This window comes from Kribbella sp. NPDC020701 (assembly GCF_055562215.1).
This window is the reverse complement of sequence record NZ_JBVHFT010000031.1, coordinates 1-23,644: the sequence shown is the minus strand read 5'-3', so window position 1 is coordinate 23,644 and position 23,644 is coordinate 1. Positions and strand designations below refer to the sequence as shown.

General features: G+C 67.5%; 21 protein-coding genes and 1 tRNA gene. 12 read left to right on the top strand and 10 right to left on the bottom strand.

Annotated elements, in window-relative coordinates; genetic code table 11:
* Window positions 1–62: 62 nt before the first annotated feature.
* Window positions 63–662, top strand: a complete 600-nt coding sequence (locus tag ACZ3HV_RS41965) for a TetR/AcrR family transcriptional regulator (protein WP_465693267.1) — start codon at window positions 63–65, stop codon at window positions 660–662.
* A 43-nt stretch (window positions 663–705) separates the two neighbouring features.
* Here ACZ3HV_RS41965 and ACZ3HV_RS41960 read toward each other — a convergent pair whose 3' ends face one another.
* Entirely contained in the window at window positions 706–1,281 is a 576-nt protein-coding gene (locus ACZ3HV_RS41960) for a YceI family protein (protein WP_465693265.1), read from the bottom strand.
* 138 nt (window positions 1,282–1,419) lie between these two features.
* On the opposite strand from ACZ3HV_RS41960, the gene ACZ3HV_RS41955 reads away from it, so the two are divergent.
* Window positions 1,420–1,884 (top strand): MarR family winged helix-turn-helix transcriptional regulator, encoded by a 465-nt coding sequence (locus tag ACZ3HV_RS41955; protein WP_360370625.1) that lies wholly within the window; start codon window positions 1,420–1,422, stop codon window positions 1,882–1,884.
* 1 nt (window position 1,885) lies between these two features.
* On the opposite strand, the gene ACZ3HV_RS41950 is transcribed toward ACZ3HV_RS41955, so the two are convergent.
* Entirely contained in the window at window positions 1,886–3,253 is a 1,368-nt protein-coding gene (locus tag ACZ3HV_RS41950) for an FAD-dependent oxidoreductase (RefSeq protein ID WP_465693263.1), read from the bottom strand.
* 92 nt (window positions 3,254–3,345) lie between these two features.
* Here ACZ3HV_RS41950 and ACZ3HV_RS41945 point away from each other — a divergent pair, with 92 nt between their 5' ends.
* The 5 genes from ACZ3HV_RS41945 (at window position 3,346) to ACZ3HV_RS41925 (ending at window position 6,199) form a co-directional block, all read left to right on the top strand.
* The gene (locus ACZ3HV_RS41945) at window positions 3,346–3,792 is read left to right on the top strand and encodes a MarR family winged helix-turn-helix transcriptional regulator (protein WP_465693261.1); all 447 of its coding nucleotides are present in this window, start codon (window positions 3,346–3,348) and stop codon (window positions 3,790–3,792) included.
* Window positions 3,793–3,832: 40 nt separating this feature from the next.
* Window positions 3,833–4,723, top strand: coding sequence for an aminoglycoside phosphotransferase family protein (locus ACZ3HV_RS41940; RefSeq protein ID WP_465693259.1), 891 nt, complete (start codon window positions 3,833–3,835; stop codon window positions 4,721–4,723).
* A gap of 63 nt (window positions 4,724–4,786) precedes the next feature.
* Window positions 4,787–5,215 (top strand): DUF6325 family protein, encoded by a 429-nt coding sequence (locus ACZ3HV_RS41935; RefSeq protein WP_465693257.1) that lies wholly within the window; start codon window positions 4,787–4,789, stop codon window positions 5,213–5,215.
* Between the two features lie 36 nt (window positions 5,216–5,251).
* Entirely contained in the window at window positions 5,252–5,593 is a 342-nt protein-coding gene (locus ACZ3HV_RS41930) for an SHOCT domain-containing protein (protein WP_465693255.1), read from the top strand.
* 156 nt (window positions 5,594–5,749) lie between these two features.
* On the top strand, window positions 5,750–6,199 hold the full coding sequence (locus ACZ3HV_RS41925; protein ID WP_465693254.1) for a DUF7144 family membrane protein: 450 nt from the start codon (window positions 5,750–5,752) through the stop codon (window positions 6,197–6,199).
* A gap of 69 nt (window positions 6,200–6,268) precedes the next feature.
* Here ACZ3HV_RS41925 and ACZ3HV_RS41920 read toward each other — a convergent pair whose 3' ends face one another.
* Complete coding sequence (locus tag ACZ3HV_RS41920) at window positions 6,269–6,760, bottom strand: DUF1269 domain-containing protein (RefSeq protein ID WP_465693252.1); 492 nt, start codon at window positions 6,758–6,760, stop codon at window positions 6,269–6,271.
* A gap of 146 nt (window positions 6,761–6,906) precedes the next feature.
* A complete protein-coding gene (gene ettA / locus ACZ3HV_RS41915) occupies window positions 6,907–8,589 on the bottom strand; it encodes an energy-dependent translational throttle protein EttA (RefSeq protein WP_465693251.1) in 1,683 nt (560 codons plus the stop codon).
* 145 nt (window positions 8,590–8,734) lie between these two features.
* On the opposite strand from ettA, the gene ACZ3HV_RS41910 reads away from it, so the two are divergent.
* Window positions 8,735–9,256, top strand: a complete 522-nt coding sequence (locus ACZ3HV_RS41910) for a single-stranded DNA-binding protein (protein WP_465693249.1) — start codon at window positions 8,735–8,737, stop codon at window positions 9,254–9,256.
* Between the two features lie 78 nt (window positions 9,257–9,334).
* Entirely contained in the window at window positions 9,335–9,949 is a 615-nt protein-coding gene (locus tag ACZ3HV_RS41905) for an SRPBCC family protein (protein WP_465693247.1), read from the top strand.
* Window positions 9,950–9,997: 48 nt separating this feature from the next.
* Here the strand turns inward: ACZ3HV_RS41905 and ACZ3HV_RS41900 are convergent, their stop codons facing one another.
* The 3 genes from ACZ3HV_RS41900 to ACZ3HV_RS41890 form a co-directional block, all read right to left on the bottom strand.
* On the bottom strand, window positions 9,998–11,677 hold the full coding sequence (locus tag ACZ3HV_RS41900; RefSeq protein ID WP_465693245.1) for a GTPase: 1,680 nt from the start codon (window positions 11,675–11,677) through the stop codon (window positions 9,998–10,000).
* A complete protein-coding gene (locus tag ACZ3HV_RS41895; protein ID WP_465693243.1) occupies window positions 11,674–15,498 on the bottom strand; it encodes a dynamin family protein in 3,825 nt (1,274 codons plus the stop codon). Before ACZ3HV_RS41895 ends, ACZ3HV_RS41900 begins: the two co-directional genes overlap by 4 nt.
* An 89-nt stretch (window positions 15,499–15,587) precedes the next feature.
* Complete coding sequence (locus tag ACZ3HV_RS41890) at window positions 15,588–17,117, bottom strand: PrsW family intramembrane metalloprotease (RefSeq protein ID WP_465693241.1); 1,530 nt, start codon at window positions 17,115–17,117, stop codon at window positions 15,588–15,590.
* A gap of 172 nt (window positions 17,118–17,289) precedes the next feature.
* Here ACZ3HV_RS41890 and ACZ3HV_RS41885 point away from each other — a divergent pair.
* Both ACZ3HV_RS41885 and ACZ3HV_RS41880 read left to right on the top strand, forming a co-directional pair.
* Window positions 17,290–17,363 (top strand) — tRNA-Arg (locus tag ACZ3HV_RS41885).
* Between the two features lie 91 nt (window positions 17,364–17,454).
* On the top strand, window positions 17,455–18,903 hold the full coding sequence (locus ACZ3HV_RS41880; RefSeq protein ID WP_465693239.1) for a tyrosine-type recombinase/integrase: 1,449 nt from the start codon (window positions 17,455–17,457) through the stop codon (window positions 18,901–18,903).
* 451 nt (window positions 18,904–19,354) lie between these two features.
* Here the strand turns inward: ACZ3HV_RS41880 and ACZ3HV_RS41875 are convergent, their stop codons facing one another.
* The 3 genes from ACZ3HV_RS41875 to ACZ3HV_RS41865 all read right to left on the bottom strand — a co-directional run bounded on the left by ACZ3HV_RS41875 (window position 19,355) and on the right by ACZ3HV_RS41865 (window position 22,056).
* Complete coding sequence (locus ACZ3HV_RS41875; protein ID WP_465693237.1) at window positions 19,355–19,711, bottom strand: hypothetical protein; 357 nt, start codon at window positions 19,709–19,711, stop codon at window positions 19,355–19,357.
* Window positions 19,712–19,968: 257 nt separating this feature from the next.
* Entirely contained in the window at window positions 19,969–21,015 is a 1,047-nt protein-coding gene (locus ACZ3HV_RS41870; RefSeq protein WP_465693236.1) for a methyltransferase, read from the bottom strand.
* A gap of 567 nt (window positions 21,016–21,582) precedes the next feature.
* On the bottom strand, window positions 21,583–22,056 hold the full coding sequence (locus ACZ3HV_RS41865; RefSeq protein WP_465693234.1) for an alpha/beta fold hydrolase: 474 nt from the start codon (window positions 22,054–22,056) through the stop codon (window positions 21,583–21,585).
* Window positions 22,057–22,303: 247 nt separating this feature from the next.
* On the opposite strand from ACZ3HV_RS41865, the gene ACZ3HV_RS41860 reads away from it, so the two are divergent.
* Window positions 22,304–23,566: an ATP-binding protein gene (locus ACZ3HV_RS41860; protein WP_465693232.1), complete on the top strand. Its 1,263-nt coding sequence runs from the start codon at window positions 22,304–22,306 to the stop codon at window positions 23,564–23,566.
* The last annotated feature ends 78 nt before the right edge of the window (window positions 23,567–23,644 follow it).

Here is a 23,644-nt window from a genome sequence, read left to right as displayed (position 1 = left end):
GAGATCTGAGATGAATCACTAAGCGCTTGCTTAGCTTCGCGAACTTGAGGCAGGGTGTCAACGTGTCCGCAGTCACCAGTCCCCTCGTCTGGGAGCACGTCCAGCCGGCCGCCGCCCGCCGGCTGCTCACCGGCGCCGTCGACGCGTTCGCCGAGCGCGGCTTCCAGGCCACCACGACCCGCGACATCGCGTCCCGCGCGGGGATGAGTCCGGCCGCGCTGTACGTGCACTACCCGTCCAAGGAGCGCCTGCTCTTCGAGATCAGCTTGTACGGCCACAACGCGGCCCTCGACGTACTGCGCTCGGCCGACCAGGGATCGACTCCCGCGGACCGGCTGCGCTCCCTCGTGTCCGCGTTCACGGCCTGGCACGCGCAGCACCACACGATCGCGCGGGTCGTGCAGTACGAGCTTGCCGCGCTCACCCCCGAGCACCTCGCCGAAGTGGCGACGATCCGGCGAGCCATCTCCACGCAGATCGAGCAGGTGCTGGCCGACGGCGTACGCGATGGCTCCTTCGCCGTCCCCGACCTGCCCGGCACGACCCTCGCCGTACTCTCGCTCTCCATCGACGTCGCCCGGTGGTACACACCACACCGTGGCGACCCGGAAACGCTGGGCAAGCTGTACGCCGACCTCGCCCACCGGATGGTCCAGGCATAGCAAAGCCCCGCACCTGTGCAGGTGCGGGGCTTTGACGTGTGCGTCAGGCCTGGAGGGCGGCCTGGACGTCGAGGTGGATGTCCACCTTGTCACCGATCAGCAGCTTGCCACCCTCGAGCGGCACGTTGAAGTCGATGCCCCAGTCCTTGCGGCTGATCGAGGTGGAGGCCTCGAAGCCGATGATGGTCTGGCCGTAGGCGTTCTGGTCCACGCCGAGGAACTCGACCGCGAGCTCGACCGGCTTGGTGACGTTCTTGATGGTCAGCTCGCCGGCCAGGACGTAGTCGTCGCCCTCCGGCTTGAAGGCGGTGCTGGTGAAGGTCATCTTCGGGCTGTTCTCGGCGTCGAAGAAGTCGCCGGAGCGCAGGTGCCCGTCGCGCTGCTCGCTGCGGGTGTGCACGGAGCCCAACTCGACGGTGACGTTGGCGGTCGACTCCTCCAGCGAGTCCTTGACGACGATCTCGCCGGTGTACTCCTGGAAGGTGCCGCGGACCTTGGTCATCAGGTGCCGTACGGTGAAGCCGATCTCACTGTGCGCGGTGTCGAGCGCATAAGTACCGGCAACCAGGCCAGGAATGCTGGTGGTGGGGGTCGTGCCGGTCGTAACGGTCTCGCTCATTGTTTCCTCTCGGGAAGGTGTTCCTACTGGTCGGGGGCGACGCAGCCGGGGGACGAGGATGTTCAAATTTCAATCTCTGGCTACGACAGTAGGAAGTAACGGTTTAAAAGTCAACTACATTCCCGGTACACTGTTGCCGTGACGACGACGACTGAGACCCGGTGGCTGGACGCCGAGCAGCAGGTGGCGTGGCGGGCCTACCTGCTGGGGACCGCACGCCTGATGGCCAAGCTGGACGACGACCTGCGCCGCTTCGGCATCGGAATCAACGACTACGAGATCCTGGTCAGGCTCTCCGAGGCGCCCGACCGGCGGCTCCGGATGGCTGACCTGGCCGACCGGCTGCACCAGAGCCGCTCCCGGCTGACCCACACCGTCGGACGGCTCGAGGCCGCTGACCTGGTCCGGCGTACGTCGTGCACGAGCGACAAGCGCGGCGTGTGGGCCGAGCTGACCGAAGCCGGATTCGGGCTGCTCGAGACGGCAGCGCCGTACCACGTCGAGGGCGTTCGGGAGAACCTCGTCGACCTGGCCACCCCCGAGGACTTCTCCGCGGTGGGCCGCGTGTTCGACGCCGTGTCGGAGCACATCGGGCAGCGCTGACTCATCCCGCAGCCTGGGCCGGAGTGATCTCCAGAGTGAGCTCGTCCCGGTCCGCTCCGCGGTAGGCCATCATCGAGTCGCGCATCCGCCGCTTGACCGGTGGCAGGTGGTTGACGGTGCGCATCGCGGTTCGCATCCCGGCCAGCGCCAGCCGCCCGATCACCGGCTTGTGCACCGGGTCGTCCGACGTCATCTGCGCCCGTGACTCGAGCACCGCGTCGAAGCCGTACTCGATCATCTTGGCCTCGTACTCACGCACGGCCGGGATCAGCTGCTGCCGGCCGTCACGCACCTCGATCAGCTTCCGGCACAGGTTCACCGCGTCACGCAGGGCCGTGTTCGCGCCGACACCACGCCCCGGCGTCATGGTGTGAATCGCGTCACCGAGCAGCGTCACATTCGTCGTCTCCCACGGCTCGAGCGGGACCGAGGTCCAGATGTTCACCGGGAAGCAGGTGCCGGGATCGGCCAGCTCGAACAGGCGGCGCAGGTTCGGGTGCCAGCCGGGCGTGACCTCCAGGGCGACGTTGATCAGCTCCTGTCCGCGCAGCTCCATGATGTTCGCCGGCAGCTTGTCCTTGGTCGCGGACAGTCCCCAGTTGATGTAGTCGCGGGTGTTGTCGAACTGCAGTCCGGGCCAGCGGCGGATCAGCTCCTCGGTGTTGCCGCCGATGCCGTGTTTGACGTTGCCATCGTGGTTCCACTGGAACTCCATGACGTGCACGATGCAGGCGAGTCCACGCGGCGCACTGACGATCGAGATGCCCTCGAACACCTTCGGCGGCACGAGCTTCGCGCTCTCCTCGGTGATCGGCAGCTTCCCGGCGATCGCGACGATCCCGGTCTCCTCGGTCCTCGCCTGCGGCAGGTACTGACGCCGTACCCGTGAGCCCGAGCCGTCGGCGGCGACCAGGAGATCGCCGGTGGCGTGCGTACCGTCGGCGAAGTACGCCGTCACCTGGTCGCCGCGCTGCTCGAAGTGAGTGAACTCCTTGCCGAACTCGACCACGTCGTCGAGACCGGTCAGCAGCACCTGGCGGAGCGTCATCCGGCTGATCGACTTCTCGCTCTCGACGGGGTCGGTCGACTCAGGGAGTTCCATCGACAGGACCTCCTTGAGGTCCTCGGTGAGCATGTTGAAGTACTTCGGGTCGCGGGCCTTGGTCGCCACGAACGTGTCGTAGAGCTCCGGCGGCAGCAGCGCGTGCAGCGCCCGGCTGCCGTCGGGGTCGATGCCGACCCGGTAGCCGTGCAGACCGTCCGTCCGCAGCGCGTCCCGCTCGAACACGGTCACGCCGAACCCCGCCCGTCGCAGACCGTGCGCCAACGCCAGCCCGCCGGTCCCGCCACCGATCACCAGCACCTTCATCGCCTGCTCCTTTATCTCGGATATTCAAGTATCTTGGTATTCCGAGTATCTTGGAGATCCGAGAGAAACGCAAGCCCTATGCTGAGGTGGCCATGACCAGTTCCCGAGAAGAGCTCGCCGGCGACATCCAGCAGCGGATGATCCGGTTCATCGCCGAAGTGGTGCTGTACAACCACGCGGTCTCGGCGAAGGTGGGCCTGGGCGCCAGCGACTCGCAGTTCATGACGCTGCTGCAGACGTACGGCCCGCTCACGCCACGGCAGCTCGCCGAGCACACAGGGCTCACGTCCGGCACGGTCACCGGTGTCATCGACCGGCTGGAGTCGCACGGCTTCGTCACCCGTCAGGCCGACCCGGGCGATCGCCGCAAGGTCGTCGTCACGCCATCGCTGGAGGCGATCCAGGACAAGCTGGTTCCGCTGTACGCCGAGCAGGGTTCGCGGATGCAGGAGGTCCTGGCGACTCGCACCGTCGACGAACTCCGGACGATCTCGGCGTTCCTCGCGGACGCGGTCGACAACACTGAAGCCCGGAGCTAAAGCCTTTGAGTCCGTCGCCCGGTATCGACAGTCTTACCGCGTGACGGATAACCACCAAGACGGCCGGGCCGGCATCGACGCCGCGCTGGTACGCCGATTGATCGCGCAGCAGTTCCCGCAGTGGGCCGACCTGCCGGTGACGCCGGTCAAGATCGACGGCTGGGACAACCGAACGTACCGGCTCGGTGAGGAGCTGACCGCACGGCTGCCCACGCACGAGAGCTACGTGGCGGCCGTCCACAAGGAACACCAGTGGCTGCCGATCCTCGCGCCTGCGTTGCCGGTCGCCATTCCCGAGGCCGTGGCGAAGGGCTCACCGGGCGAGGGTTACCCGTACCACTGGGCGATCCGCCGCTGGATCGCCGGCGAGACCGCGTCACCTGGGACTGTCGCCGACCTGGACGAGTTCGCCCGGTCGATCGCCGGATTCATCCTGGCGCTGCAGAGCGTCGACGCCACCGGCGGACCGGTCGCTGGCGCGCACAGCTTCTACCGCGGTGCGCCGCCCGAGTACTACCACGACGAGACTCTCGAGGCCCTCGCCGTACTGAAGGGCCGGATCGACACCGATCTGGCGCGCGAGGTCTGGGACGCCGCGCTCGCAACCTCGTGGGACCGGGCGCCGGTGTGGTTCCACGGCGACATCGCGAGCGGCAATCTCCTGGTACGGGACGGGCGGCTGGCGGCCGTCATCGACTTCGGAACGTGCGGCGTCGGCGACCCGGCATGCGATCTGGTGATCGCCTACACCTTCTTCTCCGGCACGTCCCGCGCGGCCTTCCGGGAGGCCGTCCAACAGGACCCCGCCACCTGGGCCCGAGCCCGCGCCTGGGCGCTGTGGAAAGCCCTCATCACTGCAGACATCCTCGTCATCGAAGAGGTCCTCGCCGACCACGAACTCCACAACCGAGCCCTCACCCCCGTGGGATGATGTGGGCCACCCTCGCCCGGCCTACGGTTCTGGCCACTGAGATCGTCCGGCGAGGGAGAGAACATGGACGGCGTGGGGCCTGTCGAGTATGTGGTGATCGAGTTCCCGGGGAATCGGTTCAAGGGCGAGATCGTGCCGGCCCTCGCGGAGCTGGTGGACAACAAGGTGATCCGCATCCTCGACGTCGTCTTCATCAAGAAGGACGCCGACGAGACCGTGAGCGTCCTGGAGTTCGACGCCCTGGACGATGTCCTCGAGTTCGGATTCGCCACCGTCGACGGCGAGGCCGGCGGTGTCCTGAACGAGGAGGACCTGCAGATGGCGGCCGAGGTCCTCGCACCGAACAGTTCGGCGGCGCTGCTCGTCTGGGAGGACCGGTGGGCCGCGCGGCTCGCGCAGACGATCCGGGACGCCGGTGGCCGGATCACGGCCGGCGAGCGGATTCCGCACGAGATCGTGACCAAGGCGCTGACCGGCATCGCGGCCGGCTGATGGCGCTCCAGAACGACGGCTGAGAAGGAGCCGGCGATGTTGCGACGTGGAATGGGGAGAGTTGGCCGCCCAGGCCTGATCGGCACGATGGCCCGGACGGCGGTCGTTGCCGGTACGGCGACTGCGGTCGCCGGTGGTGTGTCACGGCATCAACAAGCGAAGGCCCAGCAGAAGGCCGACGCACAGGCCTACGACCAGCAGCAACAGACGGACCAGATGCAGCAACAGCAGCAGCCGGCCGCACCGCCACCGCAGCCGGCCGCGCCGCCGCCCCAGGTCGACGTGATCGGCCAACTGAAGGATCTGGCGGCCCTGAAGGACCAGGGAATTCTCACCGACGAGGAGTTCGCCCAACAGAAGGCGCGCATCCTGGCCTGACCCTCAAACGCGGACGCAGGGCCGACGGGAGCCGATCACGCTGCGTCCCTCACCCCTGCTGGGTGATCCGTTCCGCTGCGTGCCGAGGTCAGCATCCAGGTGTGGGCTGCCGCTGCCGGCCGGCAGCGGCTTGCGCCCGCGAGAATGGAGTGCCAGATGGTTTCGAAGGGAAGCCCGGCCTGGGCGGGCTGGGTCCTGTTTGCCGGCACGATGCTCCTGGTGACCGGCCTGATCAACGTCCTCGAAGGCATCATCGCGCTGGTCGACGACAAGCGGCTGGCGCTGACGCCGAACAACCTGGTCGTCGTCGACGTGACCGGATGGGGCTGGGTGCTCCTGATCGCCGGTCTGCTGATGCTCGCCGCCGGCGCCGGGTTGCTGACGGCGCAGACCTGGGCCCGGATCACCGCGATCGTGCTCGTCGCGGTGCACCTCGTCATCCAGATCGCGTGGCTCGGCGCGTACCCCGTCTGGTCGTTGCTGATGATCGCGCTGGACACCGTCATCCTGTTCGCGCTCACCGCGCGCTGGGGCGCCGTCCGGGCGGACCTCGGACCTACGGCCGACCCCCAGGCCGCCGCGCACCGAGCCAACTCGACGTCCTGAGAGAGTGGGGCAAGCTGAGCGCCACCCTCGCGGGTGACGCTCAGTTGGCTTGGCCCGACGACAGGAGTCTCAGCCGGCGATCATCTCGCGGAGCGCCGCTTCCTGCTCGTTCGACAGGTTGGACTGAATGAGCTCGGGCTTGAGCCCACTCTCCTCGAACGGCGCCATCACCTTGTCGGTCACCACGTCACTCGACATCAGGAACAGCGCCGACGTGCCCGGTGTGATCTTGTCACGTGCGGACTTGATGAATTTGTCGTCGATCCCGACGTCGGTCAATGATCCCGCAATCGCACCGGTCGCAGCCCCGATGGCAGCACCGAGCAGCGGCACCAGGAAGATCAGCCCGAAGAGCATGCCCCAGAACATGCCACCCATCGCACCCGCACCCGTCATGTTGTTCAGCTGCCTGGTCTTGGGCTTCTTCGCATCCGGCGGCCACGACACCGTGGCGGCGTCGTGCACGTTGATCAGCTTCTGCTTGGCCAGGTTCTCCAAGGTGGAGATGGCTTGGTCTGCCCCGGTAGGGCTGTCGAACTTCCAAACGGTCAGTGTCGCCATCGTGCTGCTCCCATCGACTGCCGGGTGGTCAGTCGCAGCCTCCCCCGACGGCAGGGCGTTTTCCTCACCCCGCCGGGGTGAGAATCGGCTGGGTGAGTCTGCTCACGCCGGCTGTTGCCGGCGTGAGCACTGTGTGGCGTCCAGGGTCAGTCGCGGGTGAGCTTGCGGTAGGTGACGCGGTGCGGACGAGCCGCCTCCGGCCCCAGCCGCTCGACCTTGTTCGCCTCGTACGACGCGAAGTTGCCCTCGAACCAGAACCACTTGGCCGGGTCCTGCTCGGTGCCCTCCCAGGCCAGGATGTGCGTCGCCACGCGGTCCAGGAACCACCGGTCGTGGGACACGACCACCGCACAGCCCGGGAACTCCAGCAGCGCGTCTTCCAGCGACTGCAGGGTCTCCACGTCCAGGTCGTTGGTCGGCTCGTCGAGGAGCAGCAGGTTGCCGCCCATCTTCAGCGTCAGCGCCAGGTTCAGCCGGTTCCGCTCACCGCCGGACAGGACACCGGTCGGCTTCTGCTGGTCCGGGCCCTTGAAGCCGAACGAGGCGACGTACGCCCGGCTCGGCATCTCGAAGTTCGCCACCTTGATGTAGTCGAGCTCGTCGGACACCTGCTGCCAGACCGTCTTCTTCGGGTCCAGGCCGCCACGCGACTGGTCGACGTACGAGACCTTGACGGTGTCGCCGAGCCGGAGCGAACCGGCATCCGGCTGCTCCTCGCCGATGATCATCCGGAACAGCGTCGACTTGCCGACACCGTTCGGGCCGACGACGCCGACGATGCCCGCCCGCGGCAGCGAGAAGCTCAGGCCGTCGATCAGCTTGCGGTCGCCGAAGCCCTTCTCCAGCTTGGAGACCTCGAGCACCGTGCTGCCCAGACGCGGACCCGGCGGGATGTTGATCTCGTCGATATCCAGCTTCTTGGAGCGCTCCGCCTCAGCGGCCAGCTCCTCGTACCGCTGCAGGCGCGCCTTGCTCTTGGACTGCCGGCCCTTCGCGTTGGACCGGACCCACTCGAGCTCGCGCTCCAGGATCTTCTGCCGCTTGGCGTCCTTGCGGCCCTCGACGACGAGCCGCTCCTGCTTGGTCTCCAGGTACTTCGAGTAGTTCCCCTCGTACCCGTACGTGCGACCGCGGTCGAGCTCCAGGATCCACTCGGCCACATTGTCCAGGAAGTACCGGTCGTGGGTGATCGCCAGGACGGCGCCCGCGTACTTCTGCAGGTGCTGCTCGAGCCACAGCACGGACTCCGCGTCCAGGTGGTTGGTGGGCTCGTCGAGCAGCAGCAGGTCGGGCTGCTGCAGGAGCAGCTTGCACAGCGCGACCCGGCGGCGCTCACCACCGGACAGGTTGTCGACGAGCGCGTCGGCCGGCGGGCACCGCAGCGCGTCCATCGCCTGCTCGAGCTGAGCGTCGACGTCCCAGGCGTTGCGGTGGTCCAGCTCGGTCTGCAGGTCACCCATCTCGGCCAGCAGCGTGTCGTAGTCGGCGTCCGGGTCGGCCAGCTCGGCGGAGATCTCGTTGAAGCGGTCCAGCTTCTGCTTGGTCTCGCCGACGCCTTCCTCGACGTTCTCCAGGACCGTCTTGCCCTCGGTCAGCGGCGGTTCCTGCAGCAGGATCCCGACCGTCGCGTCCTCGGCCAGCCGGGCCTCGCCGTTGGAGGGCTGGTCGAGCCCGGCCATGATCTTGAACAGCGAGGACTTACCGGTGCCGTTCGGCCCGACCACGCCGATCTTCGCGCCGGTGAGGAAGTTCAGCGTGACGTTGTCGAGAACGACCTTGTCGCCGTGTGCCTTCCGGACGTTGCGAAGGGTGTAGATGAATTCCGCCATACCCCAGAGCCTATGTGCTCGGACCCACCGGTTCCCAACCAGCCCTCGGTTGTCCACAGATCCGAAGTCGGCCGGGCGGGCGGGGTGCGACGCCTGCATCTTCTCGGGTGACAGCGGATTCGCGATCAGACGGAAGGTGGCCATCATGAGCCTCGGCGAGACCTATGTGACGGTGCTGGGCTGGGTCGGCAGTGACCCGGATTTCAAGGAGATCGGGCAGGTCCCGCACGCGACGTTCCGGATGGGGTCGACCCCACGCCAGTTCGACCGCGTCCTCAGTACGTACGTCGACAAGCCGACCACCTGGTTCAGCGTCGAGTGCTGGCGCGGCCTGGCCCAGAACGCGTTCGAATCGGTGCGCATCGGCCAGCCGGTCATCGTCACCGGCCGGCTGCGGACCCACGAATGGACCGACGACGCCGGCGAGTCCCGCAGCCGGGTCGTGCTCGAAGCGTTCTCCGTGGGCCACGACCTGACCCGAGGCACCACCACCTTCTCCAAGGCCGCGCCTCGCTCCGCCGCGGCAAGCTCTCCCAGCGAGGCCACGTCCGTCCTTTCGCCCGCTCCGGCCGAGACATCCGCCTCGCCGTACCCAGCCGACGAGTACGCCGTCACCACGCTCCCCCTGACCGCCGACAGCCAGACACCGGAATCGGCTGCGGCATGACTATCTCAGTATTGACTTATATAAGCCCTGACCGGCATTGTGGGCTGCACTCCAGCCGAGCGAGAGAGGGAACCACCCGTGATCGACATCCTCGAGCACATCAACGCGGTCCAGCGCGAGGTCAGCCGCACCGGGGAGACGGTGACCGTGCGGATGCGCCGCACGTACCGGGCCGCCCCGGAGGAGCTGTGGGACGCGCTCACGGACCCCGGGCGGATGAAGCGCTGGTTCATGCCGGTGACCGGCGATCTCAGAGTCGGCGGCAGCTTCCAACTGGAGGGCAACGCCGGCGGCGAGATCCTGGAGTGCGAGCCACCCAAGGCTCTCCGGGTCACGTTCGGTGGACCCACGAGTCTCCTCGAGCTCCGTCTCACCCCGTCCGGATCCTCGACCGACCTCGAGCTCGAGCACTCGATGAGCGAACCGCCCGCTCCCGGCGGCTCCGGGGCACTCTGGGTCGGCCCAGGGTGGGACGGCGGCTTGCTCGGCCTCGCGCTCTACGTCACCGGCGAGCTTCCGGCGGACGCGGACCCCGTCGAGATGGCCAACTCGCCCGAGGTCGTCAAGTACAACGAGCAGTCGGTCCGGGTCTGGATCGAGGCCGTCCGCTCCTCGGGCACGACGGCCGAGTCGGATCTGGCCGAGGCCGCCAAGATCTCCATGGCGCAGTACGCCCCCGACGCCGAGCTCTGAGCCGCCGGCCAGGCGCGCGCGACCGGCCCCCGTCCGACAGGCGCGGGGTCAGTCGCGGGCGACGGCGAGGTTGTCGCGGCAGGTGGTGTAGGCCTCGAGCTCTGCGCGGGCCGGCGCCACAACGTGGCTGTCGGCAACCTTTTCGAGCTCCTCACGGAGAGCCTTGGCCACCAGCCTGGAGCGACGGGCGGCTCCATTGGTCGCGAAGAGCCGGCAGACGAACGAGACCGCGAGGCCGAGGACGGCACCACCGACCAGCATGATCCACGCGTACGGGATCCCGTTCCATTCCGGCAGCGGCGGGTCGTCCAGGCCGGCGATCCGGGCCACCAGCAACGCGGCCAGCCAGACCCCGCCGCCCAGCGTGATCAGGAACAGCACCCACTGGACGAACCGGGCAGCACCCCACCAACCAGGGTTGTTGGAGGCGCCGAGGTCGGTCCGCGCGACCGCCTGGTCGAGCTCGTCGCCCAGCGACTCCTCCCGGCGGCGGATCGCCGTGCGCACCGAGTCCGCCCACGGACGAGACAAACCCTCCGCAGCCTTGGTGGTGATGTTGCGTACGGCGGTGTCCATCCGCGCCCGCTGCACCGGTGTTGCCGCAGGCAACGAAGAGCGCGCGATCGCGACCTCGGTCGAGGCGGACTTGCGCAATGCCTTGCCCTGCTGGCGCGAGACCTGGTCGACGTGCAACCGCCGCAACGGATCCGGACGGAATCGTCCGAGCCACTTGGTCAGCGGCCACCCGGTCGCTGCCCGCGCGCGCTGCAGGTACGAGCGTCGTACGGCGTCGACCACCACAGACAGACCGCTTGCGTCGGACAACGAGTCGACGAGCTCGGTGATGTCGCTCTGGTCGATCTCCGGGGTCTTCGCGGTGCCGCACTGGCTGGCCATGCGGTCTGCGACCCGGTCGACGTCTGCGGACAGGCGTTCGCGGGCGGAGCGCTTGTTGCTGACCCGCTTGACCAGCAGGGAACGCACCTCGTCCAGGCCGTCACCACTGACCGCGGACGTCCCGACGACCGTCGGCGACTTCAGACCGTCCGAGTTGAGCAACCGCTCGAGGTCGTCGAGGCAGCTCTTCCGCTGGTCCGGCGTCAGCTTGTCGATGTGGTTCAGCGCGAACACCATCACCCCGGAATGCGAGGCGAACGGCTTGATGTACCGGTTGTGCAGGGCGGCATCGGCGTACTTCTGCGGATCCACCACCCACACGAGCATGTCGACCAGCTCCACGAGCCGGTCGACGATCAGGCGGTGCTCGACCTCGGTCGAGTCATGGTCGGGAAGGTCCAGCAGGACCAGGCCGTCCAGATCCTCGGACTGTGCCTCCTCCAGGGAGCTGCGGTGCTGCACCTGGTGCCGGCGTGGGATGCCCAGCCAGTTCAGGACTTCACCGGCCGGCTCTTCGCCCCACACACAGGCGAGCGGCATCGAGCTGGTCGGCCGGCGCGTGCCGATCGCGGCCAGGTCGAGCCCGGTCAACGTGTTGAACAGCGACGACTTGCCCGAGCCGGTGGCACCGGCCAGCGCAACCACCGTCAGCTCGCCGGACATCCGCAGGCGCTGCCCGGACCGATCCACGATCTGCGTGGCCTCGGTGAGCACCACCGGATCCAGCCGCCCCTGGCCGGCCTTCGCGGCCGCCTCGACGGCGTCGATCTTCTTCAGGACGTCGGTCTCACCCCGGACCGGGGCCTCAACCGTATCCACGGTTTCCGTCACGTGCAGTCCTCCACCGCGCGCGCGGCCTCGGTCAGTTGCCTGGCCGTCTCGGGATCGACCGGATGCTGGTCAAGGACAGCCAGATAGCGGGCGAATTCGGCATCCATCAGGGCATGAACCTTACCGTCAAGGTCTTCACGCGCCTTCTCGACCAGGCTCTGTACGGCCGTGTCGCCGAAGACCGCCTCCAGCAACTTTTGCCCGACGACCGCGCTGCCGGCTCCGACGCTGGTCTCGGCCGCCTTAGGGATCCCGGCCCCGCTGGCGAACGTCGCCACCATCAGCGAGAGACCCAGCCCATTCACGCCGTATTCGAGAATGCGAGCGGTCGCGCGCTTGTCGGCCCCTTCCTTGCGCACCAGGTCGAGGACATAGGCTCGCCACTCGCGGACGGTCCGTCCGGCAGCGGCCGGGAACTCCTCGGACATCGCGCCGAGCTCGGGGCCTCCGGCGGCGAGCAGCTGGCGTCCGGGTGCACTCCCCTGCCAAGCCTTCTCGGCCCGCTCGGCCGCCTCCGCGGCGTGCTCCCGCAGCAGCGACTCCAGGCCGGACTCGATCGCATCGTTGACGTCGCGGGTCTCCGCGGGCTTGTTGCCGAGCGAGCTCTTGACCTTGTCACGCAGGCGGCCGGCGTTGGTCTGCAGGCCTTTCAGGAGTTCACCAGTGCCGACGAACTCCTGCCAGCGGGCGAGCACCTCGCCGCGCATCATCGTCCCGTCCTGGGCGGCCTTGGCCAGATCCTGCACCGCCTGGTCGTACGCCGACTCGGCGATCGACCGCAGCTCGATCGCCGTGTCGGACTGCGCGCGTACCGCGGTCGCGAACGGCGGCGTCGTCTTCACCATCGCACTGACCGCGCCCTGCAGAGTACGGCGGACGACGGCCGCCCGCGCCTCCGCGTCGGCGGCCAGGTCGATCAGCCAGTCCTTGATCGAGGCAACGGTCTGGGCCGGGAGCATTCCGTTGCCGTCAACAACGGTCTCCTGGATCGAGAACAACGGCGAGTCACCCAGCCCGCGCTCGAGCAGCATCTGCGCGAGGTGACCGGTGATGTCGTCGATGGTCTCCCCGGGAGCACGGTCCAGGACGACGGCAACCGCCGTGCTGCGGTCCGAGGCGCTCTGCAGGAAGTCCCACGGCACGGCGTCGGAGTACCGGGCGGCAGTGGTGACGAACAGCCAGAGGTCGGCCGCGGCCAGCAGTTGGGTGGCGAGATCGCGGTTCGCCTGGACGACCGAGTCGATGTCGGGCGCGTCCAGGATCGCGAGGCCGCGCGGAACGGTGTCAGCGGCAACCAACCGCAACTGGCCCGCATCCTCCGTACCGCCCGGGCTGTCGGCGCTGGTCCGCGCCATACCCGGCAGAACTCGATCACCGACGAACCAGTCCGCGTCGGCCGGGTGATGGATCAACACCGGCGACCGCGTCGTCGGCCGCAGCACACCCGGCTCGCTGACCACCTTCCCGATGACGGTGTTCACCAGCGTCGACTTCCCCGCACCGGTCGAGCCGCCGACCACCGCAAGCAACGGCGCCTCCAACTGCACCAGCCGCGGCAGCAGGTAGTCGTCCAGCTGATCCAGCATCGCCTTCTGCTGCTGCCGAGCCTCGTCAGCCCCCACAACATCCAACGGCAACTGACTGTTGGCCAACGCGCCCCGCAACTTCATCAACGCTGTAATCAAAGCCATAGCAGCCTGCTCAGCTGCCAACCGCTCAGCCAACTCCTCCGCAGTCAGCTCCTCAACAGCTTCCTCAGCCGCCCCACCCTCCTCCGAGGCAGCCTCGTCAGCCGGGTCACCCTCCGCGACTTCAGCGACCGGGGCATCCACCGGGCTCTCCTCGGAGGCCACCTCACCCTGCTCGGCGCCAGACTCACCCGAGCCCCCGGAGCCGGCGTCCGCAGAGCCATCCCCCGAAGCACCCTCCTCAGCCTCAGCAGCCGACCCGCTCTCGCCGTCACCCCCAGAGCCAGCCTCGCCGGCCTTAGCGCCCGACCCACCCTTCTTAGCCTTCTTCTTCGAGCCGGCCGAAGCGGCTACCCCCTGCCCAGCAACAGCCTGAGCGTCTCCAGCGGACTCACCCGCCGCAGCCCCACCGGTCTCACCAGCCTCAGCCTGCTCGCCGGCAGACTCGTCCGCACCCTCAGAGCCGTCGTCCGCGGCACCTTCCGCCGCAGCAGCACCGCCCTCGGCCTCACCAGCTGGCCCAGCCTCCCCGTCCCCCTCGGAAGCACCCTCACCAGCCTCACCGGCCGAGGCACCCTCCCCGCCGTCCTCCGAAGCAGCCCCAGCACCCGCGGACGACTCATCCGCCATGTCGCCGTCAGCGCCACCCTGCTGGCCCGACGCGTCTACAGCAGCGTCATCCCCGGCGTCCCCAGCAGAGTCGTCACCGTCACCCTGCTCGGCAGCGGCCTCTGCGTCTCCAGCGGCGGTTTCAGCGTCTCCCGCGGCGGGCTCAGCGTCTCCAGCGGAGTCATCCGCCGCAGTCTCACCCGACTGGTCAGCTTCAGCCTGCTCGGCCGCGGGCTCATCCGCGCCCTCGGAGCCGGCATCCGCGGCGTCGGACTCCGAAGCACTGTCCCCGGCTCCGGCCGCAGCAGCCGACGTAGCACCGTCAGCCTCGGAGGTCGCCTCGCCAGCCTCGCCGTCCGGAGCGTTGTCCCCGGTTTCCTTCGAGGCGGCCTCACCCTGCTCGGCGGGGGCATCTTCAGCCCGCTCGTCGGCGGCTTCAGCCGACGGCCCGGCAGGGGCACCTTCAGCGTGCTCGTCGGCGGCTTCAGCCGACGGCCCGGCAGGGGCACCTTCGGCGTGCTCGTCGGCGGCCTCGGCAGGCGGCTCGGTGGGTGCATCCCCGGCCTGCTCGGTAGCAGACGGGTCGGCGTCTCCGGCAGGCTCGTCCGTCGCGGCCTCGGCCTGCTGTTCGGCACCCGCTTCAGCCTCGGCCGGCGCGTCGTCTGAGGACTCTGCGCCGGTCTCGGGAGTGGCCTGCTCTTCCGACTTCTCGGACTTGGGGAGCCCGACGATGATGTTGCCGTAGTCGAGGGGAAAGCCGTCCGGAGACTCATCCGGCTCGTAAACAACGCCGACAGCCGGACGTACGGGTGCTACTGGTTGCTCCGTGCTCTCGACGGCAGCTGCGGCGTCGCCCTCGGCTGGTTTCGCCTCGGCCGCGTCGGACGTCGCCTCGTTGGCGCTGTCGGATGACTCGCCGCTGGCCTCATCGGAGGCTGGCTCGTCAGCAGGTGAAGTGGTCAGCTCGTCCTCGGATACGCGCTTGTCCGCATCCGGCTCCCCAGCCTCGGCGCTGGGCTCGATCTGAGAGTCAGCCGCCGCTGAGTCGGCGTCCGGGCTCGGCTTCTGCGCAGCGTCGTCCGTGGCTTCAGAGCCCGCCGCCGACCGGTCCCCGGATTCCTCGCTACCGGCGGGAACCGGCGTACCACCGGAGTCCGTCGTACCCGTGGAACGCGGCGTGGAGTCCGGCGCACCGTTGGACTCCGGCGTACTCGCGGAGTTCGGCGCACCGTTGGATTCCGGCGTACTCGCGGAGTTCGGCGCACCGTTGGATTCCGGCGTACTCGCGGGCTCAGCCGTACCCGCGGGGTCCGGTGTGGTCGCCGTAGGCGGCGTACTCGACTCGGGAACGGAGGTGTTCTTGCGGCGGCGGCGGCGCCAGAAGCCTTTGCCTTTGGCATCGGACTGCGCGCTCGACTGGGCGCTTGACTGGGCGATCAGGTTCGCCAGCTCCTGGGCAGGCTGATCCTGGTCCGGAACCTGAGGCTCCGAACCTTCACCAGCTGCTGACCTGATGTCAGCCACGGCGTCCGCCCACGAGCACAGAGTGCCCGGTCGGACAGCGCAGAAGCAAAGTCATCGTGTTCCCGTTTGGCGGCGTGGACGGGTGGCAGTCACTGCGATGGTGGATACGGACCGTATCCCCCCGGCGGTCCTTGCTGACCAGGGGGTCCCGGTGGGTAACCAGGCTGGCCCGCTGGGTAACCGGGTTGACCCGAGGGATACCCCGGCTGAGGCGGAGGATAACCATCCTGTGGGCGCGGGTACGCCACCGGCCCCGAACCGGGATACGGCGCCGCCCCAGGCCCGCCCTGAACCGGCCCACCGGGCCCACCCGGCATCGGCCCTCCAGGCATCGGCCCGCCCTGCATCGGAGGCCCCTGGAACTGCGGCGCCGCCTGCGCGAACGCCGGCATCGGCGGGAACGGCACACTCGGCCGCCGTTCGCGCAGCTCGTCGAGCAGCTTCTTCTCGGTCTCCAGCGCCTCCGGCCCGATCACCTGGCGGACGATCTTGTCCCGCAGGTACGCCAGTTCGGTCGCGTTCTGCTGGAACGCCTTCGCGGCAGCTTCCGCCTGGGGCCCGTACCGCTTCGCGTTCTGCCGCAGCGCCTTGCGTCCACGCAGCGTCGCGATCAGGGGTACGTCCTGTGGGACCAGCCAGCCGAACCGCACGTAGTCGTACAGCCGGGACGCGATCATCTGTCCCTCTCGGGACCGCATCACCAGGGCGAACACGACCATGCCGATGAAGATCGGCACCATCAGGAACAGGTAGACGGTGATGAAGCCGCCTCCCCCGGCCCAACTGGCGCCACCGTTCCAGAGTCCGTGGGCCAGCACCGCAGCCAGGTACCCGACGATCGGCGCGAGGAAACGAACCGCCGTACTTCGACTGCGTATCGCGACGCCGATCCCGATCGCGGTGAACGACGTGAAGAGTGGATGCGCGAACGGCGAGATCAGTCCGCGGATGACGAACAGTACGAACGCGCCCCGCAGACCGGCGTCGCTCCCGGACTCCTCGGACAGCGTGTTGAAGATGCGTCCGTAGTAGAGGATGTTCTCGGTGAAGGCGAACCCGACGCCCACCATCCCGGCGTACACGAGTCCGTCGATGATGCCGTCGAACTCCTTCCGCCGTACGAGCGCCAGCAGCAGGATCACGGATCCCTTGGCGAACTCCTCCACCGGCGGAGCCACGAACACGGCCGACCGGTCGCCGCCGACGCCGGTCTCGGCCAGCCGGTGCGACACCTCGGTGTTGATGAAGATCGCGGCCAGGGTGGCGATGAAGGCCCCCCAGCAGAGCGCGAACAGAATGTACTTGGTCGGCTCCGGCTCGTATCGGTCCAGCCACAGATACAGCGCGATCACCGGGATGACGGGGACGAACGCGAACACCAGCCCCCAGGTGAAGCCGCCCGCGCCGGTCGACTTGGCCACGATGCCGAAGATCACCAGGCCCGCGATCGCGAAAACCACCGCGATCACGATGCCGATCAGGATGCCCTGGTTGCGCCGCTGCCCGGGGATCGGGTGGGTCCCGCGCACGTTCGGCTGCGGGTACGGTCCGCCGGGCGAGTACGCCGACCCCGCCGCGGGTTGCGGCGATCCGGCCGGGCCTGGTGAGGGGTAACTCATGCCCGCAGCCTAGTTGGGGACCCGACCGCACGGCAGGACCACCCACTCAGCGTTACCGGGATGGAACGACAACCCTGTATTTTTCGTCCCGTACGGCGCTCGTCGCCGCGACATACCCGGGAACCCAGAGGCGCGATCACCCGCCCATCTGAGAGACTCTTCCCTGCCGTGTGCCCCCGTAGCTCAGCTGGATAGAGCGTCGGACTTCTAATCCGTTGGTCGCAGGTTCGAGTCCTGCCGGGGGCGCCCTCAATCACCAGGGCATATGCCTCATCGAGCATGTCCCTGAAGCCAGCTGTGGAACAGTTTGTGGAACACATTCACCTACGCTCTGCTCATGGGGAAACGCCGCCGAGGCCATATAGAGCAGTACCGCGGCAAGTTCCGCGCTGTCGTATCCGCTGGCTCCGATCCACTGACAGGCAAACGCCGACAGCCCAAGAGCCCTCTCTTCGACACCGACAAGGAGGCCGAGGTTGAGCTGACCAAGATGCTCAACCAGGTCGACGAACAGCGCCACCCCAAGAGCAGGATCCTCGTCAGCCAGCTCATCGCGAAGTGGTTCGAGGTCGCCGAACTGGAGGACACAACCCGCGAACGCTACGAGGGCCTCAACAGGCAGCCAGTGTTCGGCTCGACGCAGTTCGCGAAGCTCGACCCCGAGCTCCTGGAGAAGTTCTACGCTCGCCTCCGCAAGTGCAAGCACCTGTGCGACGGCCGCCGTAGCCGCAACCACGTCTGCGCACCACTCGGCGCCAGCTCGGTACGGCAGATCCACTTCGTCTTGACCGGCGCCGGCCAACGGGGCGTGCGATGGAAATACCTCACCGTGAATCCCGCTGAGCTCGCGCAACCACCCGCCGCCAAGAAGACAACTCCCGATCCCCCAAACCAGAGCGAAGCAGCCGCGATCCTCAACGAAGCGTGGAAAACACCTGCCTGGGGCACCCTGCTGTGGTGGGTCGTCATGGTCACCGGATGTCGCCGCGGCGAGCTATGCGCCCTGCGCTGGTCCGACCTCGACCTCGAACGAGGAAAGGTCGCCATCGACACCGCGCTTACTCGTAGACTCCGAGAGAAGGCAACCAAGAGCGAACAGGACCGCCGCGTCTCGATCGATCCCCACACGATCGACCTTCTACTCGCACACAAGAAGGCCAGCGAGGAACAGTGCCGCTCACTCGGTGCCAGACTCACCCGGGACTCCTACGTCTTTTCATTGGAACCGGACTTCTCGGCGCCGATGAAGCCCGACACCGTCACCCAGCGGTACAGGCGCCTAGCCATGCGAAACGGTCTACGAAGTACTCGAATCCACTCCCTCCGGCATTACACAGCAACCGAACTTCTGTCTGCGGGGGTCGACCTCAAGACTGTGTCGGGGCGACTTGGCCACGCGAGCGGCAGCACCACCCTGCGGTTCTATGCAGCATGGCTCGAGGAGTCCGACCGCCGCGCAGCAGGGAGCATCGCGACCACGATGCCAATCCCGGATCCCTTGAAGCGGGCACCACGTACCCCGTACGAGCAGGTTTTCAGCGACCTGCGAGAAGCGATCGAGCGCGGCGACTATCAGGTCGGATCGCAACTGCCCTCCAACGAGACGATTCGAGCTCAGTACCGCGTTTCGACAGGAACCGTTAGCCGCGCCATCACCGCGCTTAAGGGAGCCGGCATGATCGAAGGTCCGCGTGGCAAGCGGCCACGGGTGATTGCAGCTTCTCCGAAACCACTCGGCGCGGATTCGCCCGCCGGGAGTGACATAGCCCCCGCGAGTACGAGCTAAGCCGCGGGATCGAACCGACGACCCTCTCATTACGAGGAGGAAGGTCACCTCACATCTGTCGTCTTCAGGCGTGATTCGGTGCAAGGAACCTGTCTTCGGTGCCCGTATCTTTCATCCGTATCGGGCAGTTCGCTCCACGAATGGCTCCACGCCGCCGCTACAACTCCCCCGTCCGCTGGTCCACTCCGACCGACGATCAGGGGCGGTCTGCGCCGCCGCCGACGTCAACCCCGACCACTACCGCGTCTGGGCGCACGAGGGATCGGAGGCGACCGCGCCAGCCACTGCCGGCTCAACAGTCGCAGTGACGAGCTAGGCGGTGTACCGGCTGCCACCCCAGCATCTGGAGGCTCCGCCACCACGTCCGAGGTCACACGGACCGCAGCGCGACTACCGACGGCCGCCTAGGTGGGCGGCCGTCGGGCTTGTTGTGGCTGCGGCTCGGACGGGCTCAGGAGTCGTCGCTGAAGGTTCCGCCGAAGATGTCGGAGTTGCCGAAGGTTGCCGGGCAGTCGTTGTTGGGTCCTGGGCGCAGGTCCGTGGAGTGCGTGGCCGGCAGTTCGGCTGCCGCGTTTTGGTCCTCCTTCTCGTCTCCCACAATGGGTTCAGTGGTGCCGGCCAGGACGTCCTCGACGGCCGGCTTCAGCAGTTGGCCGATCTCGGCTGACTGGTCGTCCATGAGCATGACCGTGCGGCCGATGACCTCGAGATCCTTGCCGCGATATGGCCCCACCACCAGCACCTCGGGCCGGGTGGGGCTGCCGGTGACAGCGCCGACGATCGCGTCCACGGTCTGGCGCTGTTTCACCTTTCATCGGGGTCTCCGGGGCGTCGCGCACTGTCGTGTTGAAGGTGTTGATGAGTGCGTGTGCGACACCCATGTTGGGAGTGGAGCTGCCGGGGTCGGTGGCAAGCGGGCTCCTGAATGGGACGACCATCGGCAATTTCCCGGATCGGCGGCTACTTGCGAGTGTGTTCATCCTCGACCGGGCACCCGGCGCCACCGAGCATTTGGGAGGCAAGCGAGTGCCGACGATGGGGAATCCGGACACTTGCAAACGACACTTACTGAGCAGGCGCCGCTTCGATGATGAACACATCGCTACCGGTCGCCACCGTCCGGGTGAGGTCGAAACCGGCCGCCGCAAGCAACGAGCGGTACTCGTCCGTCGTGCGCTCCTGACCGCCTGCCATGACGAGCATGGTCAGGTCGGAGAAGGCAGTCCGAACGGGGTCCGGAGACTCGTCCAGCAACTGCTCCACCAACAGCAGGCGACCATGCGCCCGCATCGAGCGCCGGCAGGTGCGCAGGATCTCGACGGACTCCGCGTCCGGCCAGTCGTGGATCACTGACTTGAGGAGGTATGCGTCCCCGCCGTCGGGGACAGAGTCGAAGAAGCTACCCCCGACCACTCGGCAGCGCTGCGACACACCGGCCGCCACCAGCAGCTCGTCTGAGCTGGCCACGACATCGGGCTGGTCGAAGAGCACCCCGTTGACCGTGGGGTAGTGCGCCAGAATGGTCCCCAGCAGCATCCCTCGACCGCCGCCGACGTCGACGACCGTGCCGAACCGAGCGAAGTCGAAGGCCTCGACGACCGCGTCGGCCACAACTCGGGACAAGGCTGTCATGGCTCCGTCGAAGATCGTCTGCTCGGTGGGATGCTTTGCGAGATAGGCCCAGACCGGTTCCCCGTTGACAGTTGCGAACGCGTTCTCACCCGTGCGAATGCTGTATTCCAGCGAGCCATACGTCTGCCAGTGGCACGGCTGACCGACGAAGCGTACCCAGTCGGCGACCGAGTGCGGCGCATCGGTCCGGAAGGCGACGCCGAGCTCGGTGTTCGCGAACCTGTCGTCGCCGTCGCTGACATACAGCCCGACCGCGGCCAACGCGCGTATCAGGCGGGCCAACGAACGTGCGTCCGCGCCCGTGGCCTCAGCGAGCTCGGACACGCTTCTCGGACCGTCGGCGAGCAGGTCGAAGAGCCCCAGGGTCGCAGCGACGTGCACCGCTTGCGATACCTGGTACCCGGTGACCAAACGGTGCAGCTCTCGGGCCTGGTCGCCGCGACTTCCACGGTCTCTTCTCTCTACATCTGAGTTGCTCATGGCGGCGACCTCCGAGGGAACCTTCAGGCACCGACGCTAGGCCGCGGGCTGACGTCAGCGCATCCGAAGAAGTGCCCATCTTGGAGAGACCGGCATGGGTAGGACTGTGTAGAGCCTTATGCAGATCGACCCACATCACCGCGCCCCCGCGCCGCGGGGCACTCGACTCGGTGACCCGGCCACGGCGCTCAGGTCGGCCGGTAGTTGGAGCCGCGTGCATCAGCGCACCCGCGACGCGGTGCTCCAGCCCGGCACATCCGTCATGACGATCGTTCCAGGACAGATGCGTAGCGAGTGAGAGGTGCAGCACAGCATGGATCCTGGCAGCGCACGCCGCGCTGACCGACGCCATCGCAACGACCCGCAGCTGAGCCCCGCGGCGTGACGGTCGTCCGAAGCGTGTCCGACAGGTGTCGCTTAGAGGCAGTCTGCACGCGAACCATCGCTGACCTCGTCGTATGTCCCGCTAGTGTGCTCGTCGAACAGCGCGACCCCGACAGAATTGACCTTTTGCCAGCCGTCGTGGTGCCCGGGGGTGCACCTAGTGGCGGCGCCTTGCAACGCGGCCTAACGCTTGCAGTGCGGGGCAAGGTGGGACAGGGTCCGGTTCCACGTGGGCAGCAGCAGTTCATGTCCACCTTGCGGACTCACCTCCAGTCGCGCGTCGGGGAGTCGCTTCTGCCACCAGGCCCCATGACGAGAGCCGGTCAGCGGGTCCTTTGCGCCAAACAGCAGCAAGGTCTTGGCGGTGACTTCAGACAGCTCGAATCCCAGGGCACCCTCGTCCTCGGGCATCGGGGTCGCGACCAACACAAGTCGATCCACCAGCCCAGGGTGACGGGCGACGAAAGCCAAGGCATCCAGTCCCGCGACTGACCAGCCCACGACGCCAACCGGCCCCGCATGGTCCAACTCGGCGCCTGTGCCGTCGTCGCCGAAGAGCGTTACCCCACGAGCCCAGGTCAGCTGCGGGTCCGGATCCGCAGTCGAACCGAACAGCACAACCACGCGGTCTACAGTGCCATCCATCAGAAGTCGCATGGGTGCAGGCTAACGACGGGGTACGACAAGAACTGCGGGCTCAACCAACCTATGAAACACGGCCTAGTTCAGTGAAGGCTAGTTGACTGAACTCTTCGATCCGCCCTAGATGACGCACCTGGGGCTCACGACAGTGCGTGCAAAGGGTTGGGGCCGCAGCTCCGGTTTGTGTACCTCGCGTCCGGCCAGCGGACTGCTTGGGATCATCTATCGGTGACATCGGCCCAGACCGGCGGATACTGACCTCGTGGGGACAGCTTCCCCGGGGCCAGATCATCGTCTCGCAGGTCGGGGAATCGAGCAGCAGCTTCTCGTGAGGGCTCTGGAGGGGACCGCGAGCGGTCGTCCGTGCGCGGTAGTCGTGCGTGGCGAAGCCGGTGTTGGCAAGACACGGCTTCTCCTTGACGTATGCGACGGTCCGGGCGCCGATTTTCAGGTGCTGTGGGGCACCTGTGTGCATTTCGGAGAGGCGTCAGTTCCGTTCGCGCCAGTGTCCGGTGCGTTACAGGCCTGGCTGGAGCAGGCTGATGCTCCTACGCAGGCGGAGGTGTTCTCCCGGGCTGGTGAGCTCGGCGTGCTGCTGCCCGCACTGGGTGACGCCCGCATGGGCGAACCGCGGCGGCTGCTGCCCCAGATCAACCTGGTCTTCAACCATCTTATGGTCAGAGGCCCGACCGTTCTCGTGATCGATGACCTGCACTGGGCGGACCGTAGCTCGCTGGATGTTCTCGCGTACCTGATCGCGGGCTTCCGCTGGCAACGCATGGCATTGCTGGCCACGTGTCGCGACGAGCACCGCGGCGAAGGGCATCCGTTGCACGGGTGGCTCGCAGATATGCGGCGGATGCCTGGATTCACAGAGATCCGCCTTGACCGGCTCGACCAGGCGGCGACGGAGGCCCAGGTACGAGGCCTCTTGGGGAACGTCGTCGACACCGGGTTCGCGGCTCAAGTGCACGAGCGATCCGACGGCAACCCATACCTGACCGAACTCTTGGTCCGTGGTCTGTCCGGGACCGAAACAGTTCTGCCAGCGGCCGCACCGGAAGACCTGAAGGACGCGCTGCTAGCCAATTGGCATAGCTTGTCGGCCGCCGCGCGCCAGGTCACGCGGGTGCTCGCGGTGGGCGGCCGCCCGACCGAGGTCACACGGCTGGCCGACGTCGTCGGCGAGCATGGCGTACCACCGACGATGCTGGCGGGGTGTCTGACCGAGGCTCGGGATCAAGGAGTCGTTCGCCCAGATGACAAGGGGCGCCCCTGGTTCCGGCACCCGTTACTGGCCGAGGTGCTGTACGACGGCATGCCACCTGGCGCGGCCGTCAAGATCCACGCCACATATGTGCGCGTACTCCAACCACTCGCCGGCACCATCCCGGACGGATTGGCCGACGATCTCGCGATCCATAACCACCGAGCCGGAAGAGTTGACGACGCCTATAGGTGGTCACTAGTCGCCGCGAGCCACGCCGCAGACCTTCATGCCCTAGCCGTGATGACGCTCATCTGAATCTCCCCAGACCTGCTCACTGAAATTCCCCACCCCGTGTGGCTCCACCGGATGTGGTGGGGCCCCTTCGAGACTGGC